The 15,206-nt window shown below is 65.2% G+C and carries 12 protein-coding genes and 1 riboswitch; of the genes, 8 read left to right on the plus strand and 4 right to left on the minus strand.

Features of this window, described 5'->3' with window-relative positions; all coding sequences use genetic code 11:
• Nucleotides 1-144 precede the first annotated feature (144 nt).
• From AOP77_RS02430 to efeB, 4 genes are all read left to right on the plus strand, one after another.
• Nucleotides 145-1,947 carry an acetyl/propionyl/methylcrotonyl-CoA carboxylase subunit alpha gene (locus tag AOP77_RS02430; protein ID WP_062211354.1) on the plus strand — a complete coding sequence of 601 codons (1,803 nt, stop codon included), beginning with the start codon at nucleotides 145-147 and terminating at the stop codon, nucleotides 1,945-1,947.
• 346 nt (nucleotides 1,948-2,293) lie between these two features.
• Entirely contained in the window at nucleotides 2,294-3,166 is an 873-nt protein-coding gene (gene efeU, locus AOP77_RS02435) for an iron uptake transporter permease EfeU (protein WP_062208909.1), read from the plus strand.
• Nucleotides 3,167-3,191: 25 nt separating this feature from the next.
• The gene (gene efeO / locus AOP77_RS02440; RefSeq protein ID WP_062208912.1) at nucleotides 3,192-4,346 is read left to right on the plus strand and encodes an iron uptake system protein EfeO; all 1,155 of its coding nucleotides are present in this window, start codon (nucleotides 3,192-3,194) and stop codon (nucleotides 4,344-4,346) included.
• Between the two features lie 62 nt (nucleotides 4,347-4,408).
• Entirely contained in the window at nucleotides 4,409-5,770 is a 1,362-nt protein-coding gene (efeB, locus tag AOP77_RS02445; protein ID WP_084622188.1) for an iron uptake transporter deferrochelatase/peroxidase subunit, read from the plus strand.
• A gap of 87 nt (nucleotides 5,771-5,857) precedes the next feature.
• Here efeB and AOP77_RS02450 read toward each other — a convergent pair whose 3' ends face one another.
• Nucleotides 5,858-7,264: an NAD(P)H-quinone dehydrogenase gene (locus AOP77_RS02450; protein WP_062208915.1), complete on the minus strand. Its 1,407-nt coding sequence runs from the start codon at nucleotides 7,262-7,264 to the stop codon at nucleotides 5,858-5,860.
• 76 nt (nucleotides 7,265-7,340) lie between these two features.
• Between AOP77_RS02450 and AOP77_RS02455 the strand changes: the two genes are divergently transcribed.
• The 3 genes from AOP77_RS02455 to AOP77_RS02465 all read left to right on the plus strand — a co-directional run bounded on the left by AOP77_RS02455 (nucleotide 7,341) and on the right by AOP77_RS02465 (nucleotide 11,612).
• A complete protein-coding gene (locus AOP77_RS02455; RefSeq protein ID WP_062208918.1) occupies nucleotides 7,341-8,138 on the plus strand; it encodes a purine-nucleoside phosphorylase in 798 nt (265 codons plus the stop codon).
• On the plus strand, nucleotides 8,138-9,856 hold the full coding sequence (locus AOP77_RS02460) for a phospho-sugar mutase (protein WP_062208921.1): 1,719 nt from the start codon (nucleotides 8,138-8,140) through the stop codon (nucleotides 9,854-9,856). The genes AOP77_RS02455 and AOP77_RS02460 overlap by 1 nt, the downstream gene beginning before the upstream one ends.
• Before the next feature lie 226 nt (nucleotides 9,857-10,082).
• Nucleotides 10,083-11,612, plus strand: coding sequence for an HNH endonuclease (locus AOP77_RS02465; RefSeq protein ID WP_062208923.1), 1,530 nt, complete (start codon nucleotides 10,083-10,085; stop codon nucleotides 11,610-11,612).
• A gap of 12 nt (nucleotides 11,613-11,624) precedes the next feature.
• On the opposite strand, the gene deoC is transcribed toward AOP77_RS02465, so the two are convergent.
• Nucleotides 11,625-12,350, minus strand: coding sequence for a deoxyribose-phosphate aldolase (gene deoC, locus AOP77_RS02470; RefSeq protein WP_062208926.1), 726 nt, complete (start codon nucleotides 12,348-12,350; stop codon nucleotides 11,625-11,627).
• 208 nt (nucleotides 12,351-12,558) lie between these two features.
• Nucleotides 12,559-12,623: riboswitch (guanidine-III (ykkC-III) riboswitch) on the plus strand.
• Between the two features lie 11 nt (nucleotides 12,624-12,634).
• On the opposite strand from deoC, the gene AOP77_RS02475 reads away from it, so the two are divergent.
• Entirely contained in the window at nucleotides 12,635-12,949 is a 315-nt protein-coding gene (locus tag AOP77_RS02475) for a DMT family transporter (protein WP_062211360.1), read from the plus strand.
• Nucleotides 12,950-13,066: 117 nt separating this feature from the next.
• On the opposite strand, the gene AOP77_RS02480 is transcribed toward AOP77_RS02475, so the two are convergent.
• Nucleotides 13,067-14,146 (minus strand): adenosine deaminase, encoded by a 1,080-nt coding sequence (locus AOP77_RS02480; protein ID WP_062208929.1) that lies wholly within the window; start codon nucleotides 14,144-14,146, stop codon nucleotides 13,067-13,069.
• 60 nt (nucleotides 14,147-14,206) lie between these two features.
• Nucleotides 14,207-15,064: a hypothetical protein gene (locus tag AOP77_RS02485; RefSeq protein ID WP_152649740.1), complete on the minus strand. Its 858-nt coding sequence runs from the start codon at nucleotides 15,062-15,064 to the stop codon at nucleotides 14,207-14,209.
• Nucleotides 15,065-15,206 lie beyond the last annotated feature (142 nt).

Here is a 15,206-nt window from a genome sequence, read left to right on the forward strand (position 1 = left end):
TACGCCGTCGTGGGCGCATTTCAGCGCAATTTCTTTGTACGATTCCCCTAAGTGATGCCGCGAGCCCTTATGTTCGCTTCCAAAGTTGGCGAGAACCGCCGCCAGGGATCGTCGCATCGGACGCCCGCGCGCTACCGTGGCGGGGTGCCTGCCTTCTCGAGTGTCCTCATCGCCAACCGTGGCGAGATCGCCGTCCGCATCATTCGCGCTTGCGCAGACGCTGGGCTTCGGTCCATCGCTGTATACGCGAACCCGGACCGCGAGGCTCCCCACGTGCGCCTGGCGGACGACGCCTTCTCGCTAGGTGGCGCGCTCGCCCGGGAGACGTACCTAGACATCGACAAGATCATCGCGCTCGCGCATCGCTCGGGCGCAGAAGCCGTGCACCCCGGTTACGGCTTCCTCGCCGAGAACGCTGACTTTGCACGCGCCGTCATCGACGCCGGCCTGGTGTGGATTGGCCCCAGCCCTGCGGCAATCGAGGGCCTCGGTGACAAGGTCAGCGCGCGTCACATTGCCCAGCGCGCCGGCGCCCCACTGGTGCCTGGCACCAAGGACCCCGCAGAATCGGCCGATGAAGTGGTCGCCTTCGCCGACGAGTTCGGTCTCCCGGTGGCCATCAAGGCGGCGTTCGGCGGCGGCGGTCGCGGCCTCAAGGTCGCCCGCACTCGCGAAGAGATCCCCGAGCTGTTCGACTCGGCCACGCGGGAGGCCATTTCCGCCTTTGGTCGCGGTGAGTGCTTTGTGGAGCGCTTTCTCGACAAGCCGCGCCACGTCGAGACCCAATGCCTGGCGGACGCGCACGGCAACGTAGTGGTGGTGTCGACCCGTGACTGCTCTCTGCAGCGCCGCCACCAGAAGTTGGTTGAGGAGGCACCTGCGCCATTCCTGACGGACGACCAGAACGCCAGGCTTATCGAGGCAAGCGAGAACATCCTGCGTGAGGCCGGCTACCAGGGCGCTGGAACATGCGAGTTCCTAGTCGGCACGGATGGCACCATCAGCTTCCTCGAGGTCAACACTCGCCTACAGGTGGAACACCCCGTGACCGAGGAAGTCACTGGCGTGGACTTGGTCCTCGAGCAGTTCCGCATCGCCGCGGGCGAGCCGATCTCGAACCTCAACCCCGTCACTCGCGGCCACTCGATTGAGTTCCGCATTAACGGCGAGGACCCGGGTGCGAACTTCATGCCCGCCCCCGGACGCATCTCACGCCTGCACTTCCCGTCAGGTCCCGGCGTGCGCGTCGACGCCGGCGTCATCCAGGGAGACACCGTCTCCGGCAACTTTGACTCCATGATTGCCAAAGTCATCGTCACGGGCGCGACTCGCGAGCAAGCCATCGCGCGTGCCCGCCGAGCGCTGTCGGAGATGATCGTCGAGGGCATGCCGACAGTCCTCCCCTTCCACCGTGCAGTGCTCGACGCCCCTGAATTCGCCGCCGCCGACGGCAACTTTGGCGTCTTCACCACGTGGATCGAGTCTGACTTTGCCGATGTCGTGGCCAGTTTGGGCAAGGCACCAGCCGCTGGAGCGGACGACGACGAGGCAGAGGCAACCGAGCGCGTGGTCGTCGAGGTGGGTGGCAAGCGCCTCGAGGTAGTGCTTCCTGCAGCACTCGCCCAGGCCGGTCGCGCCGGAGGGCGCAGGCCCGGGCCGACGCGCCGTGGTGCACGCAAGCCCGCAGGCTCGGCCCGCGCAGCATCGGGTACTACGCTGACGTCCCCCATGCAGGGAACCATCGTGAAGGTCGCGATCGAGGATGGCGCGACTGTGGCCGCAGGCGACCTCATTGTGGTCCTCGAGGCCATGAAAATGGAACAGCCATTGGTCGCGCACAAGGCCGGGACCGTGAGTGGCCTTACTGCCGCCGTTGGCGCGTCCGTCAGCTCAGGCACCGCTATCTGCGAGATCGTCGACACAGCGGAGAGCCCCGCCGCCCCCTAGTCCCCGACGCCCTGTCGCCTCCCCCCGCTATTTTCTTCCTCCCGGCCCCTTTTCCCGTTGCGCCTTAGTGGGACCTGAGTACGGAGTTGGCGCCAAGATCGGTCCTCAGGTACCGCTGGGACGCAAAGCGTCATTGCCCCACCCTTTGCTGCAGTCACTGCGTGTCGATTTCGGAGCGAACCCCGTTCTTAGTGACCAATGAGGCTCAGGGAGCGCTGCGGGGATCAGCGCATATACGAAACACTGGCGTTTCTTTTCTTTGACACGGGTACGTCCATCTAATACGCTCGCCGTAATGAGGTAAGGCAATCCTTATCTGGACATCCCCGCTGCGAGAGGCGCCCCCGTGTTCGCGAACTATCTGATTGGCCTGCGCGAAGGCCTCGAGGCAGCTCTCGTCATCGGCATCTTGGTCGCGTACCTCGTGAAAACAAACCGTCGCGAACTCCTCCCCCAGGTGTGGCTCGGCGTCGGCATCGCCATCGTCGTGTCCTTCGCGTTCGGCGCGATCCTCACGCTCGGGCCGCAAGGACTGAGCTTCGAGGCCCAGGAAGCCATCGGCGGAACGCTCAGCATCGTCGCCGTGGGCCTGATCACCTGGATGATTTTCTGGATGGGCAAGACCGCCCGCTTCCTCAAGACCAACCTCGAGACCGCCCTCGAGAAGGCCATCGCCGTGGGCAAAGGCGCGATCGTCGGCATGGCGCTCATTGCAGTGGGCCGCGAGGGACTCGAGACTGCCCTGTTCTTATGGGCCGGCATCGAGGCCGCCGGGTCGAGCACAGGGCCCATCACGGGGGCGGTGTTGGGTCTGATCACCGCGATCGCCCTCGGCTACCTCATCTACCGCGGTGCGGTGAAGCTCAACCTGCGCGCGTTTTTCCAGTGGACCGGCGTCTTCCTCGTGATCGTGGCGGGCGGCGTGCTCGCCTACGGGATCCACGACCTGCAGGAGGCCGGCATCCTGCCTGGCCTCAACAACCTTGCCTTTGACGTCAGTGCCCAAGTGCCGCCCAGCTCCTGGTACGGCACCGCGCTGAAGGGCATCTTCAACTTCTCCTCAGCCACTACCGTGCTCCAGGCCATCGCCTGGGTCTGCTACGTGGTGCCCGTCATGTGGCTCTTTGTGCGCATGGCATTCGGTGGCCCCAAGCGTCCCGCCGTCAAGTCCGAATCCAAGGTGCCCGCGACCGGCGCGCCCCTCACCACCAACGCCTAACACCACCAATCCCCAAGGAAACCTCATGAACGCCCGTCTTGTCCTGCCCGCGCTCGTACTCGGCTCGCTCGCCCTCAGCGGCTGCGTGTCCAACGACACCTCTTCTGTCGACGGCGCGATCGACGTGTCCTCGACCTCCGACAGTTGCGAACTGACCACCAACACGGCCCCCTCGGGTTCAATGGTGTTCAAGGTCACCAACGACGGCGATGACGTCACCGAGTTCTACCTGCTGGCTGACGACGGCCTGCGCATCATTACCGAGGTCGAGAACATCGGCCCCGGCCTGTCCCGCGAGCTCGTCGCTCAGGTTCCCCCGGGCGATTACATCACCGCCTGCAAACCGGGCATGGTGGGCGAGGGCATTCAGGCGGCGTTCACTGTCACCGACTCAGGCGAAGAAGTAGGCCCCACCGGTGAGATTGGCGACCAGCTCCAGGCGGCGTCCGACCAGTACCTGCTCTATGTTCGCGACCAGGTTGCGACGCTCGTGACCAAGACCGACGCCTTCGCCGACGCGTACCTCGCGGGCGACGACCAGGCGGCCGCCGACATGTACGCGGACACCCGCGTGCACTGGGAGCGCATCGAGCCCGTCGCCGAGGCCTTTGGCGACCTGGACCCGTCCATGGACCTGCGCGAGGCCGACCTCGCGGAGAACGAGGAGTGGACCGGCTGGCACCACATCGAGAAGAACCTGTTCCCGCCCGCGGAGGGCTACGAGCTCACCCAGGAGGAGCGCCAGGCGCTCACCGACCGCCTCGTCTCTGACACCGCCGAACTGAACAAGCGCGTCAATGCTGAGGACTTCAAGATCGACGCCTTCCAGATCGGCAACGGCGCCAAGGAGCTCCTCGACGAGGTTGCCGCTGGCAAGATCACCGGCGAAGAGGAAGCCTGGTCGCACACCGACCTGTGGGACTTCCAGGCAAACCTCGATGGCGCATCGGTCGCATTTGGCGTGCTGCGCCCCGTGCTCGAGCAGACAGACCCCGACCTGGCGACGGAGCTCGACGCGCGCTTCGACGACGTGCAGGTGCTGCTTGCCGCGCAGGGCTCAGTCGAAGACGGATTCACTTACTACACGGACCTCACCGACGACCAAATCCAGGAACTCGCGCGCGCCGTTGACGCCCTGGGCGAGCCACTGTCTCGCCTGACCGCAGCCGCAGTTCTCTAACCCGCTGGGCGGGGTTGCGCGACGTGGTTCGCGACGCCCCGCCCGTTTGGAACAATGACCCCATGAACGATGCCGAGAAGCCCGAGTTGCCCGACGCCGCTAACGCAGCGGACGGCGATACAGTCGACGCCCACGCGGCCGATGCCGCACACGGCTCGGGCCTGTCACGTCGCGCGGTCTTTGGCGTCACTGGCGCGGTCGTTGGTGCCGCGGCAGTAGCCGGCGCCGGGGGGTTCGCCGTGGGCCGCAGCACGGCCCCTACGACGACCACTACGTCCTATGAATTCCTGGGTGATCACCAGAGCGGCATCGTCACGTCGCAGCAGGACCGCATGCACTTTGCGGCCTTCGACGTCACCGCGTCGTCGCGCGACGAACTCATCGCCCTGCTGCGTCGTTGGTCGCAGGCGGCCGCAACCCTGATGGCCGGTTCGGAGCTCGGCACTGGGGCCGCAGGCGGCAGCTACGCCGCTCCCCCGGACGACACCGGCGAGGCGCTCGACCTGCCTGCGGCCAAGTTGACCATCACCTTTGGCTTTGGCCCCACGCTGTTCGAGAAGGACGGCGAGGATCGCTTTGGGCTCGCGGACAAACGACCGGACCAGCTCATCGACCTTCCTAAGTTTGCGGGTGACACCCTGGACCCCACCTTCGTGGGAGGCGACATCTGCATCCAGGCTTGCTCGGACGACCCTCAGGTTGCGGTGCACGCGATCCGCAACTTGTCGCGCATTGCTTTTGGCGCCGCCGCCATCAAGTGGAGCCAGCTTGGGTTCGGGCGTACGTCGTCGACCACCTCAGACCAGGTGACCCCGCGCAACTTCATGGGCTTCAAGGACGGCACGCACAACATGCGCGCTGAAGAGACTGAGTTGGTCAACAAGTGGCTGTGGTCCGAGCCCGAGGATGGCCAGGCGTGGATGGGCGGCGGCTCCTACCTGGTGGCCAGGCGCATCCGGATTCTTGCTGAAATCTGGGACCGCACATCGCTGGGCGAGCAGGAGGCACTGGTGGGCCGCACCAAGGGCAGCGGCGCCCCACTGTCCGGTGGCGGCGAGTTCACCGACCCTGACTTTAAGCGCGAGGGACGCGACGGCGAGCCGCTCATCGCCCCCGACAGCCATATCGCGATCGCGCACCCTGACCACAATGGCGGAGCGGTCATGCTGCGCCGGGGTTACAACTTCACCGACGGCGCCGACAACCTCGGCCGCTTGGACGCGGGACTGTTCTTCCTGGCGTACGTGCGGGACCCGCGCACGCAGTTCGTGCCTATTCAGGAGCGCATGGCGCGCGATGACCTGATGACCGTCGAGTACCTGCGCACCACGGGTTCGGCCCTGTTCGCGGTGCCGCCAGGGATCCCGCTGGGATCTGACCTAGGCCCCGAAGGGGCCTACATCGGTCAGACGCTGTTCGCCTAGGCGACAAAAACGCCAGCCTGCTGAGCGGAGAACCCCTGCCACAGCATCGGCCGCGGCAACTCCGCGACTCGTCGCGTTCAGCCGCCGCTAAACCTGCGCCTTTTGCGGATCGGTCATGTTGTGTAGGCGACGAGCAGCCTCGGAAATGGTCCCGGAGAGCGACGGGTAGACGGTGAAGGCCTCCGCGATGTGATCCACTGTGAGATGCTGCGACACCGCAAGGGACAGCGGGAAGATGTGTTCGCCGGCACGGGAGCCCACGATCACCGCCCCAAGCACCTGTCCGGTCACCGTGTGACCAAAGATCTTGACGAAGCCCTGGTCGATGCCAAGCATCTTGGCGCGCGGGTTGCGCGCGAGGTCCATGCGCGAAACCTCGTAAAAGATGCCGCGGTCCTTCAGCTGCGCCTCCGTCGCCCCCACGGATGCGATCTCCGGGGTCGTGAAGACGTTGGCGGAGATGTGACCTAGGTCGAGGGGAGAGACCGCGTCACCGAGCGCGTGGGCCATGGCAATGCGGCCCTGGGTGGCGGCGACTGACGCGAGCGGGAAGACTCCGGTGCAGTCTCCGGCTGCGTACACGCCGCGCGCACTGGTGCGCGAGACCCGGTCGACCTCGATGTAGCCGTGCTTGTCGAGGTTAACTCCGGCTACCTCTAGCCCAGCATCAGCGGTGTTGGGAATGGAGCCCACCGCCATGAGGCAGTGCGAACCCTCGATGACAGTTCCGTCTGAGAGCGTAACTTTGACGCCATCGCCCGTGCTGACCGCCGCGCTCGCGCGTGCGCCACCCACCACCTTCATGCCACGATTCGCGAACACGTCAGTAATAAGCGCGGATGCCTCGGGATCCTGGTTCGACAAGACACGGTCGCCGGAAGAAATCAGCGTGACCTCGCTACCGAGCAGCCGATACGCGCCGGCGAACTCGGCCCCTGTCACTCCGGACCCCACCACAATCAAGTGGCTGGGAAGTTCTGTGAGGTCGTACAACTGGGTCCAGGTGAGTATCCGCTTGCCATCGGGTTCGCAGGTCGGCAACGTGCGCGGGCGAGCCCCGAGCGCGAGGAGGACGGCATCGGCGTTAAAGCTGTCGTTCTCGGTCTCTACTGTGGTGGGACTGACTAAGCGCCCTGTCCCCTCGACTACCTGAATATCGTTCTTGGCCATAGCCTGCGCGATATCGAAAGACTGCTTGAGCACTAGTTTCTGGATGCGCTCATTGACGGCCGCCATGTCCACGGTGTGCTCCGAGAACTCAGCGGTGTCGGAACCGTCGGAGTCGCGAATACCGAGCGACGGAGCGCGATCCGCGATAGTGCGCCACTCCGCCGTAGCTATGACGGTTTTGGATGGCACAACATCAGTCAGTACCGCGTTGCCTCCCAATCCCTGACGCTCGATGAGCGTGACCTCGGCCCCCTGCTTACGAGCGACGATTGCCGCCTCGTAGCCTCCGGGACCTCCACCAATAATGACGACGCGTGATGCCATGCTTCTATTGTGTCGCACGTTACGGGTGCGCGCCTCCGCCTCGGCATCGACCGCTACGAGCGGCTACGCTCGGGGAATGGACACTGCCTTCGAACTCGCCTCAGAATCAGCCGCTCAGCTCGCCTCCTCGACCGGGGTAGAGCACCACGACATCGCATTGGTATTGGGATCCGGATGGGGCGGCGCCGCCGACCTCATCGGAGAAGAGGTGGCGTCGGTTCCTGCGGAGCAAATCTCCGGCTTCGACACCCACGCCGTGGCCGGTCACAGTTCGGTCTTCCGGTCGCTGCTGACGCCCCACGGCAAGCACGTGCTGGTGCTGGGAGCGCGGCAGCACTACTACCAGACGCTCGATGCGGTCCGAGTAGCGCACGGAGTCCGCATGGCCGCGGCTGCCGGGTGCAAGCAGCTAGTGCTGACCAACGGCTGTGGGTCCACGCGGCCCGACGTGGGGCCTGGATCTGTTGTCCTGCTTGAGGACCACATCAATCTCACCGGTGTCACTCCCCTCGAGGGCGCGACCTTCGTGGACATGACCAACGTGTACACACCGCGCCTGCGCGAGGTGGCGCGGGCAGTCGACTCCTCGCTGCCAGACGGAATCTACGCGCAGTTCACCGGGCCTCAGTACGAGACGCGCGCCGAGGTGCGTATGGCCGCCATCCTGGGAGCGAACCTCGTGGGAATGTCGACTGCACTCGAGGCGATTGCAGCACGTGAGCGGGGCATGGAGATTCTGGGGCTATCCCTCGTGACGAACCTTGCGGCCGGCATTGGCGGCGAGGAGCTCAACCACCAGGAGGTGCTGGACGCCGGCCGGGACGCGGGGCCGCGAATCTCCGCGCTACTTGCTGAGATTGTGAAGGGCATGTGATGAGCGCTTCGCTCCGGGAGCAGGCCGAGGCGTGGATCGCGGACGACCCCGATCCCACGACGCGTGAGGAATTGCGGGCCGTTCTCGACGCCGATGCTGCGGGAGACTCCGCCGCCGGGGTCGACCTCGCAGATCGCTTCCGCGGACCGCTGGAGTTTGGCACCGCAGGACTCCGTGGGCACATTGGCGCGGGCCCCAACAGGATGAATCGCGCCGTCGTCATGAGGGCCGCCTCCGGCCTCGCCACGTACCTGACTGACGCGCTCGCGGGACTCGGCATCGATGGCCCCGCCCGGGTGGTCGTGGGATACGACGCACGCCACGGATCATATGACTTTGCGGTCGACACGTGCGCCGTCATGGTGGCCGCCGGGCATGACGCAATGCTGATGCCGCGTCTGCTCCCCACTCCCTTGGTCGCCTACTCGACGCTTGCCCTTGCGGCCGATGCTGGCGTCATGGTGACCGCCTCGCACAACCCCCCTCAGGACAACGGTTACAAGGTTTACCTGGGCGGACGAGTCGTCACCGACTCCGGACAGGGTGCACAGATTGTGCCGCCCTATGACGCGGAGATCGCGGCGCGCATCGCCGCCGTGCCGACCGTTGAATCTGTGGCGCGTGCGACCGAAGGCTGGTCGACGATCGAAGATTCCGTCGTCGAGAAGTACATCTCCTCGGTGGCCGCACTCGCTGGCCCGGCCACTGGGCGCGAGACCGAACGTGAGGCAATCCGCATCGTCCTCACTCCCTTGCACGGCGTGGGTGACGCAACCGTCACTTCAGTGCTGAGGCAGGCAGGATTCACCGACCTCCATTCCGTGCCCGAGCAACGCGAGCCCGACCCCGACTTCCCCACCGTCGTGTTCCCCAATCCCGAGGAGAAGGGCGCGATCGATCTTTCGCTAGCGCTGGCGACCTCGATTGACGCGGACGTGGTGATCGCCAACGACCCCGACACCGACCGCTGCGCCGTCGCCACCGTCATCGACGGCAAGTGGACGATGCTGCACGGAGACGTCGTGGGCTCGCTGCTGGGCGAGCGCGTCGCGTCCGGCTTGAGCGAGTCCGAGCGGGCCGGCGGGGTGCTGGCGAACTCAATCGTGTCCTCACAGCAGCTGTCTGCTATTGCGGCGCGGCACGGTCTCGACTATCGCGCCACCCTGACCGGCTTCAAGTGGATCGGCCGTGAGGAAGGCTTGGTCTACGGGTACGAAGAGGCGCTCGGGTACTGCGTAGCTCCGGACCTCGTGCGGGACAAGGACGGCGTCTCGGCTGCCGTGTTGATCGCCGACTACGTCGCTGAACTGAAGGCTGCGGGACGCACCCTCGCCGATGCCATTGACGACCTCGCTCGGGCACATGGCGTGTACCTGACGCGTCAGGTTGCGGCTCGCTTCGCCGACGTGTCGCTGATTGGCGAGACGATGACGGGACTGCTCGAGGCTCCCCCGGCGACGCTTGGCGGATCCCCTGTAACCGCGACGGACGACATGTCCAACGGGCTGAACGGGCTACCCGGGACGACGGGTCTGCACCTGGCCACGGCATCGGGTGCACGAGTCATCATCCGCCCCTCCGGGACCGAGCCAAAGGTCAAGGCATACCTCGAAGTCATTCAGTCGGTGGACGGTGACGACGTGCGTGCGGCGCGCGATGCCGCAACGACTGCGATGGACGAGCTTGAATCCGACGTGCGTGGGGCGTTGGGGTTGTAAGCGGATTTGGGGCGCTGTACTTGTGCAGCGCACTGCTTTTGGCTCGTTTCCCGCTCTCCGGTCTTCGCTCACCGCTTACCGCTTACCGCCTACCGCTTACCGCTCACCGCTCACCGCTCACCGCTCACCGTGGTGCACAGAACCCCCTTTGCGACATCTTTCCACGTTTAACCCAATTTGCTATGTTTTGACACCATTTGTCAGCCCCCAGTGGTTGACTGTGAGTATGACCATTTCACTGGGAACTCTTGTCGCCGAGGTTGAAGCCTTGCGGGCATTCGAGGGCCGCGAGGAGTCGGAACTCACATCCGCGGAGCTCCACGAGTACACCGCTGGGATGGGACGCGTCAAGAAGTCTTACGACGGCGCGGCCGCCGGGATGTCATGCGAGGTCGCCCGCCGGAGTACGCCAGAACTCGGTGCCGCCGGATTGGCTCGCAAAGAGGGATTCTCGAATCCGCAGCAGTATCTCGCGGACACGTTGGGCACCACCCCCACAGAAGCAAGCAAGCTGATCGATGCAGGTCGCGCGCTGACTCCGCTACCGCCATCGAGCGATGATCTCTGTGCGCTCGCTGGGCAAAGCCCCCCGGAGAAAGTTCCTCCCGCACCTCTACGAGAGGTGTCAGCGGGGCCGCGCTTCCCTTACATTGCGCGAGCGCTGCAGGCTCAAGCAATCGCCGCCGATGCCGCGGCATCTATCACCCGCACGCTAGAGGCAGTCGCACGGTCGTTGGCGGAGAAACGAGCCGCAACGCGCGATCCACATCTGGACGGCGGTGGGTCACCCCTTTCCCAGGCTGACCGGGACTCGATTCGAACTGACCTGGCCGAACTTGAACGCCGCCTCGTCGAGAAGGCTCAGACCCTCTCGCTGTCCGAGCTCCGCAAGGTCTGCGAGCGCGAGCGCGCATGGCGTTTTCCCAAGGAATTGGCAGCAAAGGAGAAGCTGCACCGAGAGAATCGCGCGCTGTACTTTCACGAAGATGCCGACGGGATGACCGTGATGACAGCACGGATGGACGCCGCCAGTGCTGCGCCCATCAAAGCCTATGTCGATGCGCAGACTCGCTGGGCCTTCCAGCAACGCAGAAGCGTCGAGGACGGAGGGCGAGGAATCGACGACGCACGATCGGCCGGGCAGATTCGCATCGACGCACTCACGGCGCTCGCGCTCCACGGGATGGGTTGCGAGACGCCCACCTCTGGAGTGAAGACGACCGTCGTGGTTCGCGTCGACGAGCAAGATCTGAAAGATGACCTTGCGCTTGGTGAGTGCGACGAGATTGCGAGCCCCATCACTGTGAGCACCCTCCGTGCTATGGCGGTGGACGCGGCGATTCTGCCCGTCACCATGGGCGGAAAGTCGCTGCCTCTCGACCTGGGGCGCACCCGAAGACTCTTCACGCCTGCGCAACGGCTCGCGCTCGTGGAACGGGACGGTGGCTGTAGTTGGTGTCACGCCCCGCCATCATTCTGCGAGGCACACCACATTAGATGGTGGGATCGCGATGGCGGACGGACGGACCTTGCGAATGGGGTCTTGCTTTGCACAAGATGTCACCATCGGGTGCACCGCGACGGCTGGAAAATCGAGGTAAACGACGGCCAGGTCTGGATTACGAAACCAGGCGAGCCCGATCGCGGAATACAGGACAAAGCACGCACACCTCGGCCCGGAGGCAAGGCGCACCTCGCGCTGACCCGCTCTCCGCAGACACGCGTCACGAACTCCAGCGCCGCCCTGAGTCGGTGAGCCGCCGTGTACCTAGTAGCCCGAAGAGTCCTCCGCGCTGGCGTTGCCGGTGCCGTCTGAAGAGGATCCACCTGCATTGATCTCATCCAACCCGTCGAGCACTGCTGCCGAGCCGGACAAGCCCAGCCGGGTAGCACCCGCTTCAATCATCTCGAGCGCAGCCTCAGCCGTGCGAACTCCGCCGGATGCCTTGATTCCCAGGCGTCCACCCACCGCTTGGGCCATCAGTTCGATCGCGTGCTTGGACGCGCCGCCCGCAGGGTGGAAGCCAGTGGAGGTCTTCACAAAGTCGGCTCCCGCAGCCTCTGCCGCGTGGCACGCCCCGGTGATAGCCTCGTCGGAAAGTGCCGCGGATTCGATGATGACCTTGAGAATCTTGCCCTCAGGCACCGAGGCACGAACAGCCGCGATATCCGCCTGGACGGCCGCAAAGTCACCCTCGTTGGCCGCAGCGATGTCAATTACCATGTCAATTTCGTCGGCCCCGTCCGCGATGGACTGTGCCGCCTCGGCGGCCTTCACCGACGAGTGGTGCTTGCCCGAAGGGAACCCACAGACCGTAGCCACCGCGAGCCCGATGGGAACCTCCAACGGGAGCATCGAGGGCGAGACACACACTGAGAAGACGCCAAGCTCGGCGCCCTCGGCCACAAGCGCCGCGACCTGGGCGGGCGTTGCCTCCGGCTTGAGGAGAGTGTGGTCAACATACTGTGCGAGTTCGGTGCGGGTGAGAGTCATGTTTGCCTCCAGTTCGGTGCGCGACACGAAGCCCCGGCGGGGAACGCGATGCATCTACCCGTTAGCCTACGCGGAACCCACCCAGAGCCGCACAGAGCGAGAACGCCAGCAACACCAATACCGACATCTCATCCTCACTATGCGTGCCAGGGGTGGTGAGAAAGATCACCACCCCTGGCCACCGCCTGTCTCGCGTGCGAGAATAAATTCAGAGCCCCAAACAGGCTTCCGGACGAGTGGTGACGTACCCGGCACGCGACAAGACGACGCCCGAAGGGTTCCTCATGTCTTGGCTCATCCTCATTCTCTCCGGCGTTCTCGAAGCCGTCTGGGCAACCGCCCTTAGTAAGACCGCAGGCTTCACTAAGCCCGTGCCCATCACGGTCTTCCTCGTGGCGCTCGCCGCCTCCATGGCCGGGCTTGCCTACGCCATGCGCGATCTTCCTGTAGGCACCGCCTACGCCGTGTGGGTCGGCATTGGCGCCTCGCTGACTGCCGGATACGCGATGGTGACTGGCGCCGAGGCTTTCTCTGTGGTCAAGCTACTTCTGCTGCTCGGCATCGTCGGCTGTGTCATCGGCCTCAAGCTCGCTCACTAATGAGCGAGTACACGCCTCCGCCACAATGCATCATGGCGGCCGCCGAACCGAAGTTCAGCGACCGCCATGATGCAGTGCAACGATGTTTAGCAGGCGAGTCCGCGCGCTAACTCTTGGCTATAGGTCCCCGAGGTCGATGCCGAAGCCCTCGAGCACCAGCTCGGCCAGGTCTCCACGCTCCTCGTACGGCAGGAAGGCTGCCCAGGCGGCGATCAGCGTTGCCTCTAGCAGGTCCTCCTTGGTCCAACCGACCTTGACGAGCTCGCCGAACTCGCCACTCATCGAAACGCCGGAGACAAGGCGGTTGTCGGTATTCACCGTGACAGCAAAACCGAGGTCACGCAGCGCGTGCATGGGGTGGTTCTCGAGCGAGGGCGCCGCACCCGTCTGCACGTTCGACGTGGGGCAGCACTCCAGCGGAATCTGCTGGTCGAGCGCGTGCTGAGCAATTACGCCCAGGGTCGGCTCGTCGGAGTCGATGTCCGCGATGTCCTCGTGGACGCGCACTCCGTGACCGATTCGACGCGCCGCACCAAGTCCCAGCGCCTGGCCCACGCTCTCCGCGCCGTCGGCCTCACCGGCGTGAATCGTGACGGGCATGTGGTTGTCGCGCAGCAACTCGAACGCCGCACGGTGGTTCTCGACGGGAAAGCCCAGCTCGGGGCCCGCGATGTCGAACCCTACGCAGCATCGGCCGCGGTTCGCGAGCGCCAATTCGGCAATCTCGAGCGAGCGGTCAAGGTGACGCATCGCGTCGAGGAGCGCACCCACACGAATGGTGTGGCGCGCCTCACTGGCCTCCGCGACGCCTTCGTCGATTCCCGCCTGCACGGCCTCGACGACCTCCTGCAGGGTGAGTCCACCCTCGAGGTGCTGCTCGGGCGCGTAGCGAAGCTCCGCGTAAATCACGCCATCCGCGGCGAGGTCAACGACAGCCTCACGCGCAATGCGACGAATATTGTCGGCACTCTGCATCACGGCGGCGGAGTGCGCGAATGCCTCTAGGTAGCGCACGAGGTCGCCCGATGCGGCGTTGGTCGCGAAGATCGCAGCAAGCTCATCGGGGTCGGTCGAGGGCAGCTCGTGGCCGACCTCGGCGGAGAGTTCGATCAAGGTCGAGGGGCGCAAGCCACCGTCGAGGTGATCGTGCAGCAAAACCTTGGGCAGGGCAACTATCTCGTCAGTTGTAAGTGTCATGCCTCAAGTGTAGGAGCCAAGTGAGTCGCGCGGGCCAACGGCCTTGCGTCAGCCGCCCGCCTAACTTCGCTTGCGCGGCACTGGCAGCACTAGGCAGCAGATCCGACTCCAGTGCCCGAGCGCTGGGCGCACCGTGCCGTCCTCAAGCCACAGCGCTCCAGGAAGTTCCCGCAGTTGGCCCGACGAGGGTTCGTAAACAAGAAACACGTGATCGGTAACCGAGGTCAGCAGCACGACGTGGCGGGGCACCATCGCCGTCACGCCCATGCGCGAGTCGCCACCCGTGTACATCGGTACCGGAATTGCCTCTCGTAGCGCGGCCGATGCATGGGCCACCATCGCGGCCACGTCGTCAACGCTCGAGTCATCGAGCAGCGCAGTGGCAAACTTCAGCCCGGCCACTCGCGTCACATTGTCTACCCGCCATGGCGCAGTTCCCAGCGCCCGTGGCCATGGCAGCCCCGCCACCGCGCGACGAGACGTCGCGACATGAAGCGAACGCTGCAGCGCACGCCACCGCCGCTCGGTGGAACGCAGCCCCCGACCAAAGTCATCAATCGCGGCCACCTCGGCCGGCACATAGTCGCCGAGTAGCCGTCCGCTGGTGACCCACAGCGCCACAAACGGGTCCGTCATCATGAGTTCCATAGCGATAACCGCCGCGCCGCACGTGGTCTGATCTACCTGCTTTGCTGCGGTGTCGCCCCATTTCACCGGTCCCGGCGTGGTGCGACCGAGGGGGTTACGAACCAAGTCGCGGGTTCCCTCGGGAAGGCGATCCCAGCCCTCAGCCAGCGCGGCAATGGCCGCCAAAGGCGCGCCCGATGCTGCGGCTCGCTCGATGACGGCGCCATCGAGCACTACCTGGTCACGGCAGGCGGCGAGCGCCTTGCGGTCGGCCGGGCTAGAAGCGGACATACGCGCCTCGTACACGCGCGCAAACACCGTGTCCCCCGTAGCCCGAGATCCTCGCTGCGCTACCCCGGCCGCGTGCGAGACTGCGTAAGGCGAGCGCCATCGCCCTCGCAAACCGAATGAGTTAGCGAGGCGTGCCCCGGAG

The sequence above is a fragment of the Demequina oxidasica genome (genome assembly GCF_000975115.1).
Taxonomy (GTDB): Bacteria; Actinomycetota; Actinomycetes; order Actinomycetales; family Demequinaceae; genus Demequina; species Demequina oxidasica.

What these genes read in the sequence shown, in the direction of transcription:
- AOP77_RS02475 (WP_062211360.1), top strand. Translation starts at nt 12,635, where the DNA reads ATGTCTTGGCTCATCCTCATTCTCTCCGGCGTTCTCGAAGCCGTCTGG.
- deoC (WP_062208926.1), bottom strand. Translation starts at nt 12,350, where the DNA reads ATGACTCTCACCCGCACCGAACTCGCACAGTATGTTGACCACACTCTC.
- AOP77_RS02480 (WP_062208929.1), bottom strand. Translation starts at nt 14,146, where the DNA reads ATGACACTTACAACTGACGAGATAGTTGCCCTGCCCAAGGTTTTGCTG.
- efeO (WP_062208912.1), top strand. Translation starts at nt 3,192, where the DNA reads ATGAACGCCCGTCTTGTCCTGCCCGCGCTCGTACTCGGCTCGCTCGCC.
- AOP77_RS02455 (WP_062208918.1), top strand. Translation starts at nt 7,341, where the DNA reads ATGGACACTGCCTTCGAACTCGCCTCAGAATCAGCCGCTCAGCTCGCC.
- AOP77_RS02450 (WP_062208915.1), bottom strand. Translation starts at nt 7,264, where the DNA reads ATGGCATCACGCGTCGTCATTATTGGTGGAGGTCCCGGAGGCTACGAG.
- efeB (WP_084622188.1), top strand. Translation starts at nt 4,409, where the DNA reads ATGAACGATGCCGAGAAGCCCGAGTTGCCCGACGCCGCTAACGCAGCG.
- AOP77_RS02460 (WP_062208921.1), top strand. Translation starts at nt 8,138, where the DNA reads ATGAGCGCTTCGCTCCGGGAGCAGGCCGAGGCGTGGATCGCGGACGAC.
- AOP77_RS02485 (WP_152649740.1), bottom strand. Translation starts at nt 15,064, where the DNA reads ATGTCCGCTTCTAGCCCGGCCGACCGCAAGGCGCTCGCCGCCTGCCGT.
- AOP77_RS02465 (WP_062208923.1), top strand. Translation starts at nt 10,083, where the DNA reads ATGACCATTTCACTGGGAACTCTTGTCGCCGAGGTTGAAGCCTTGCGG.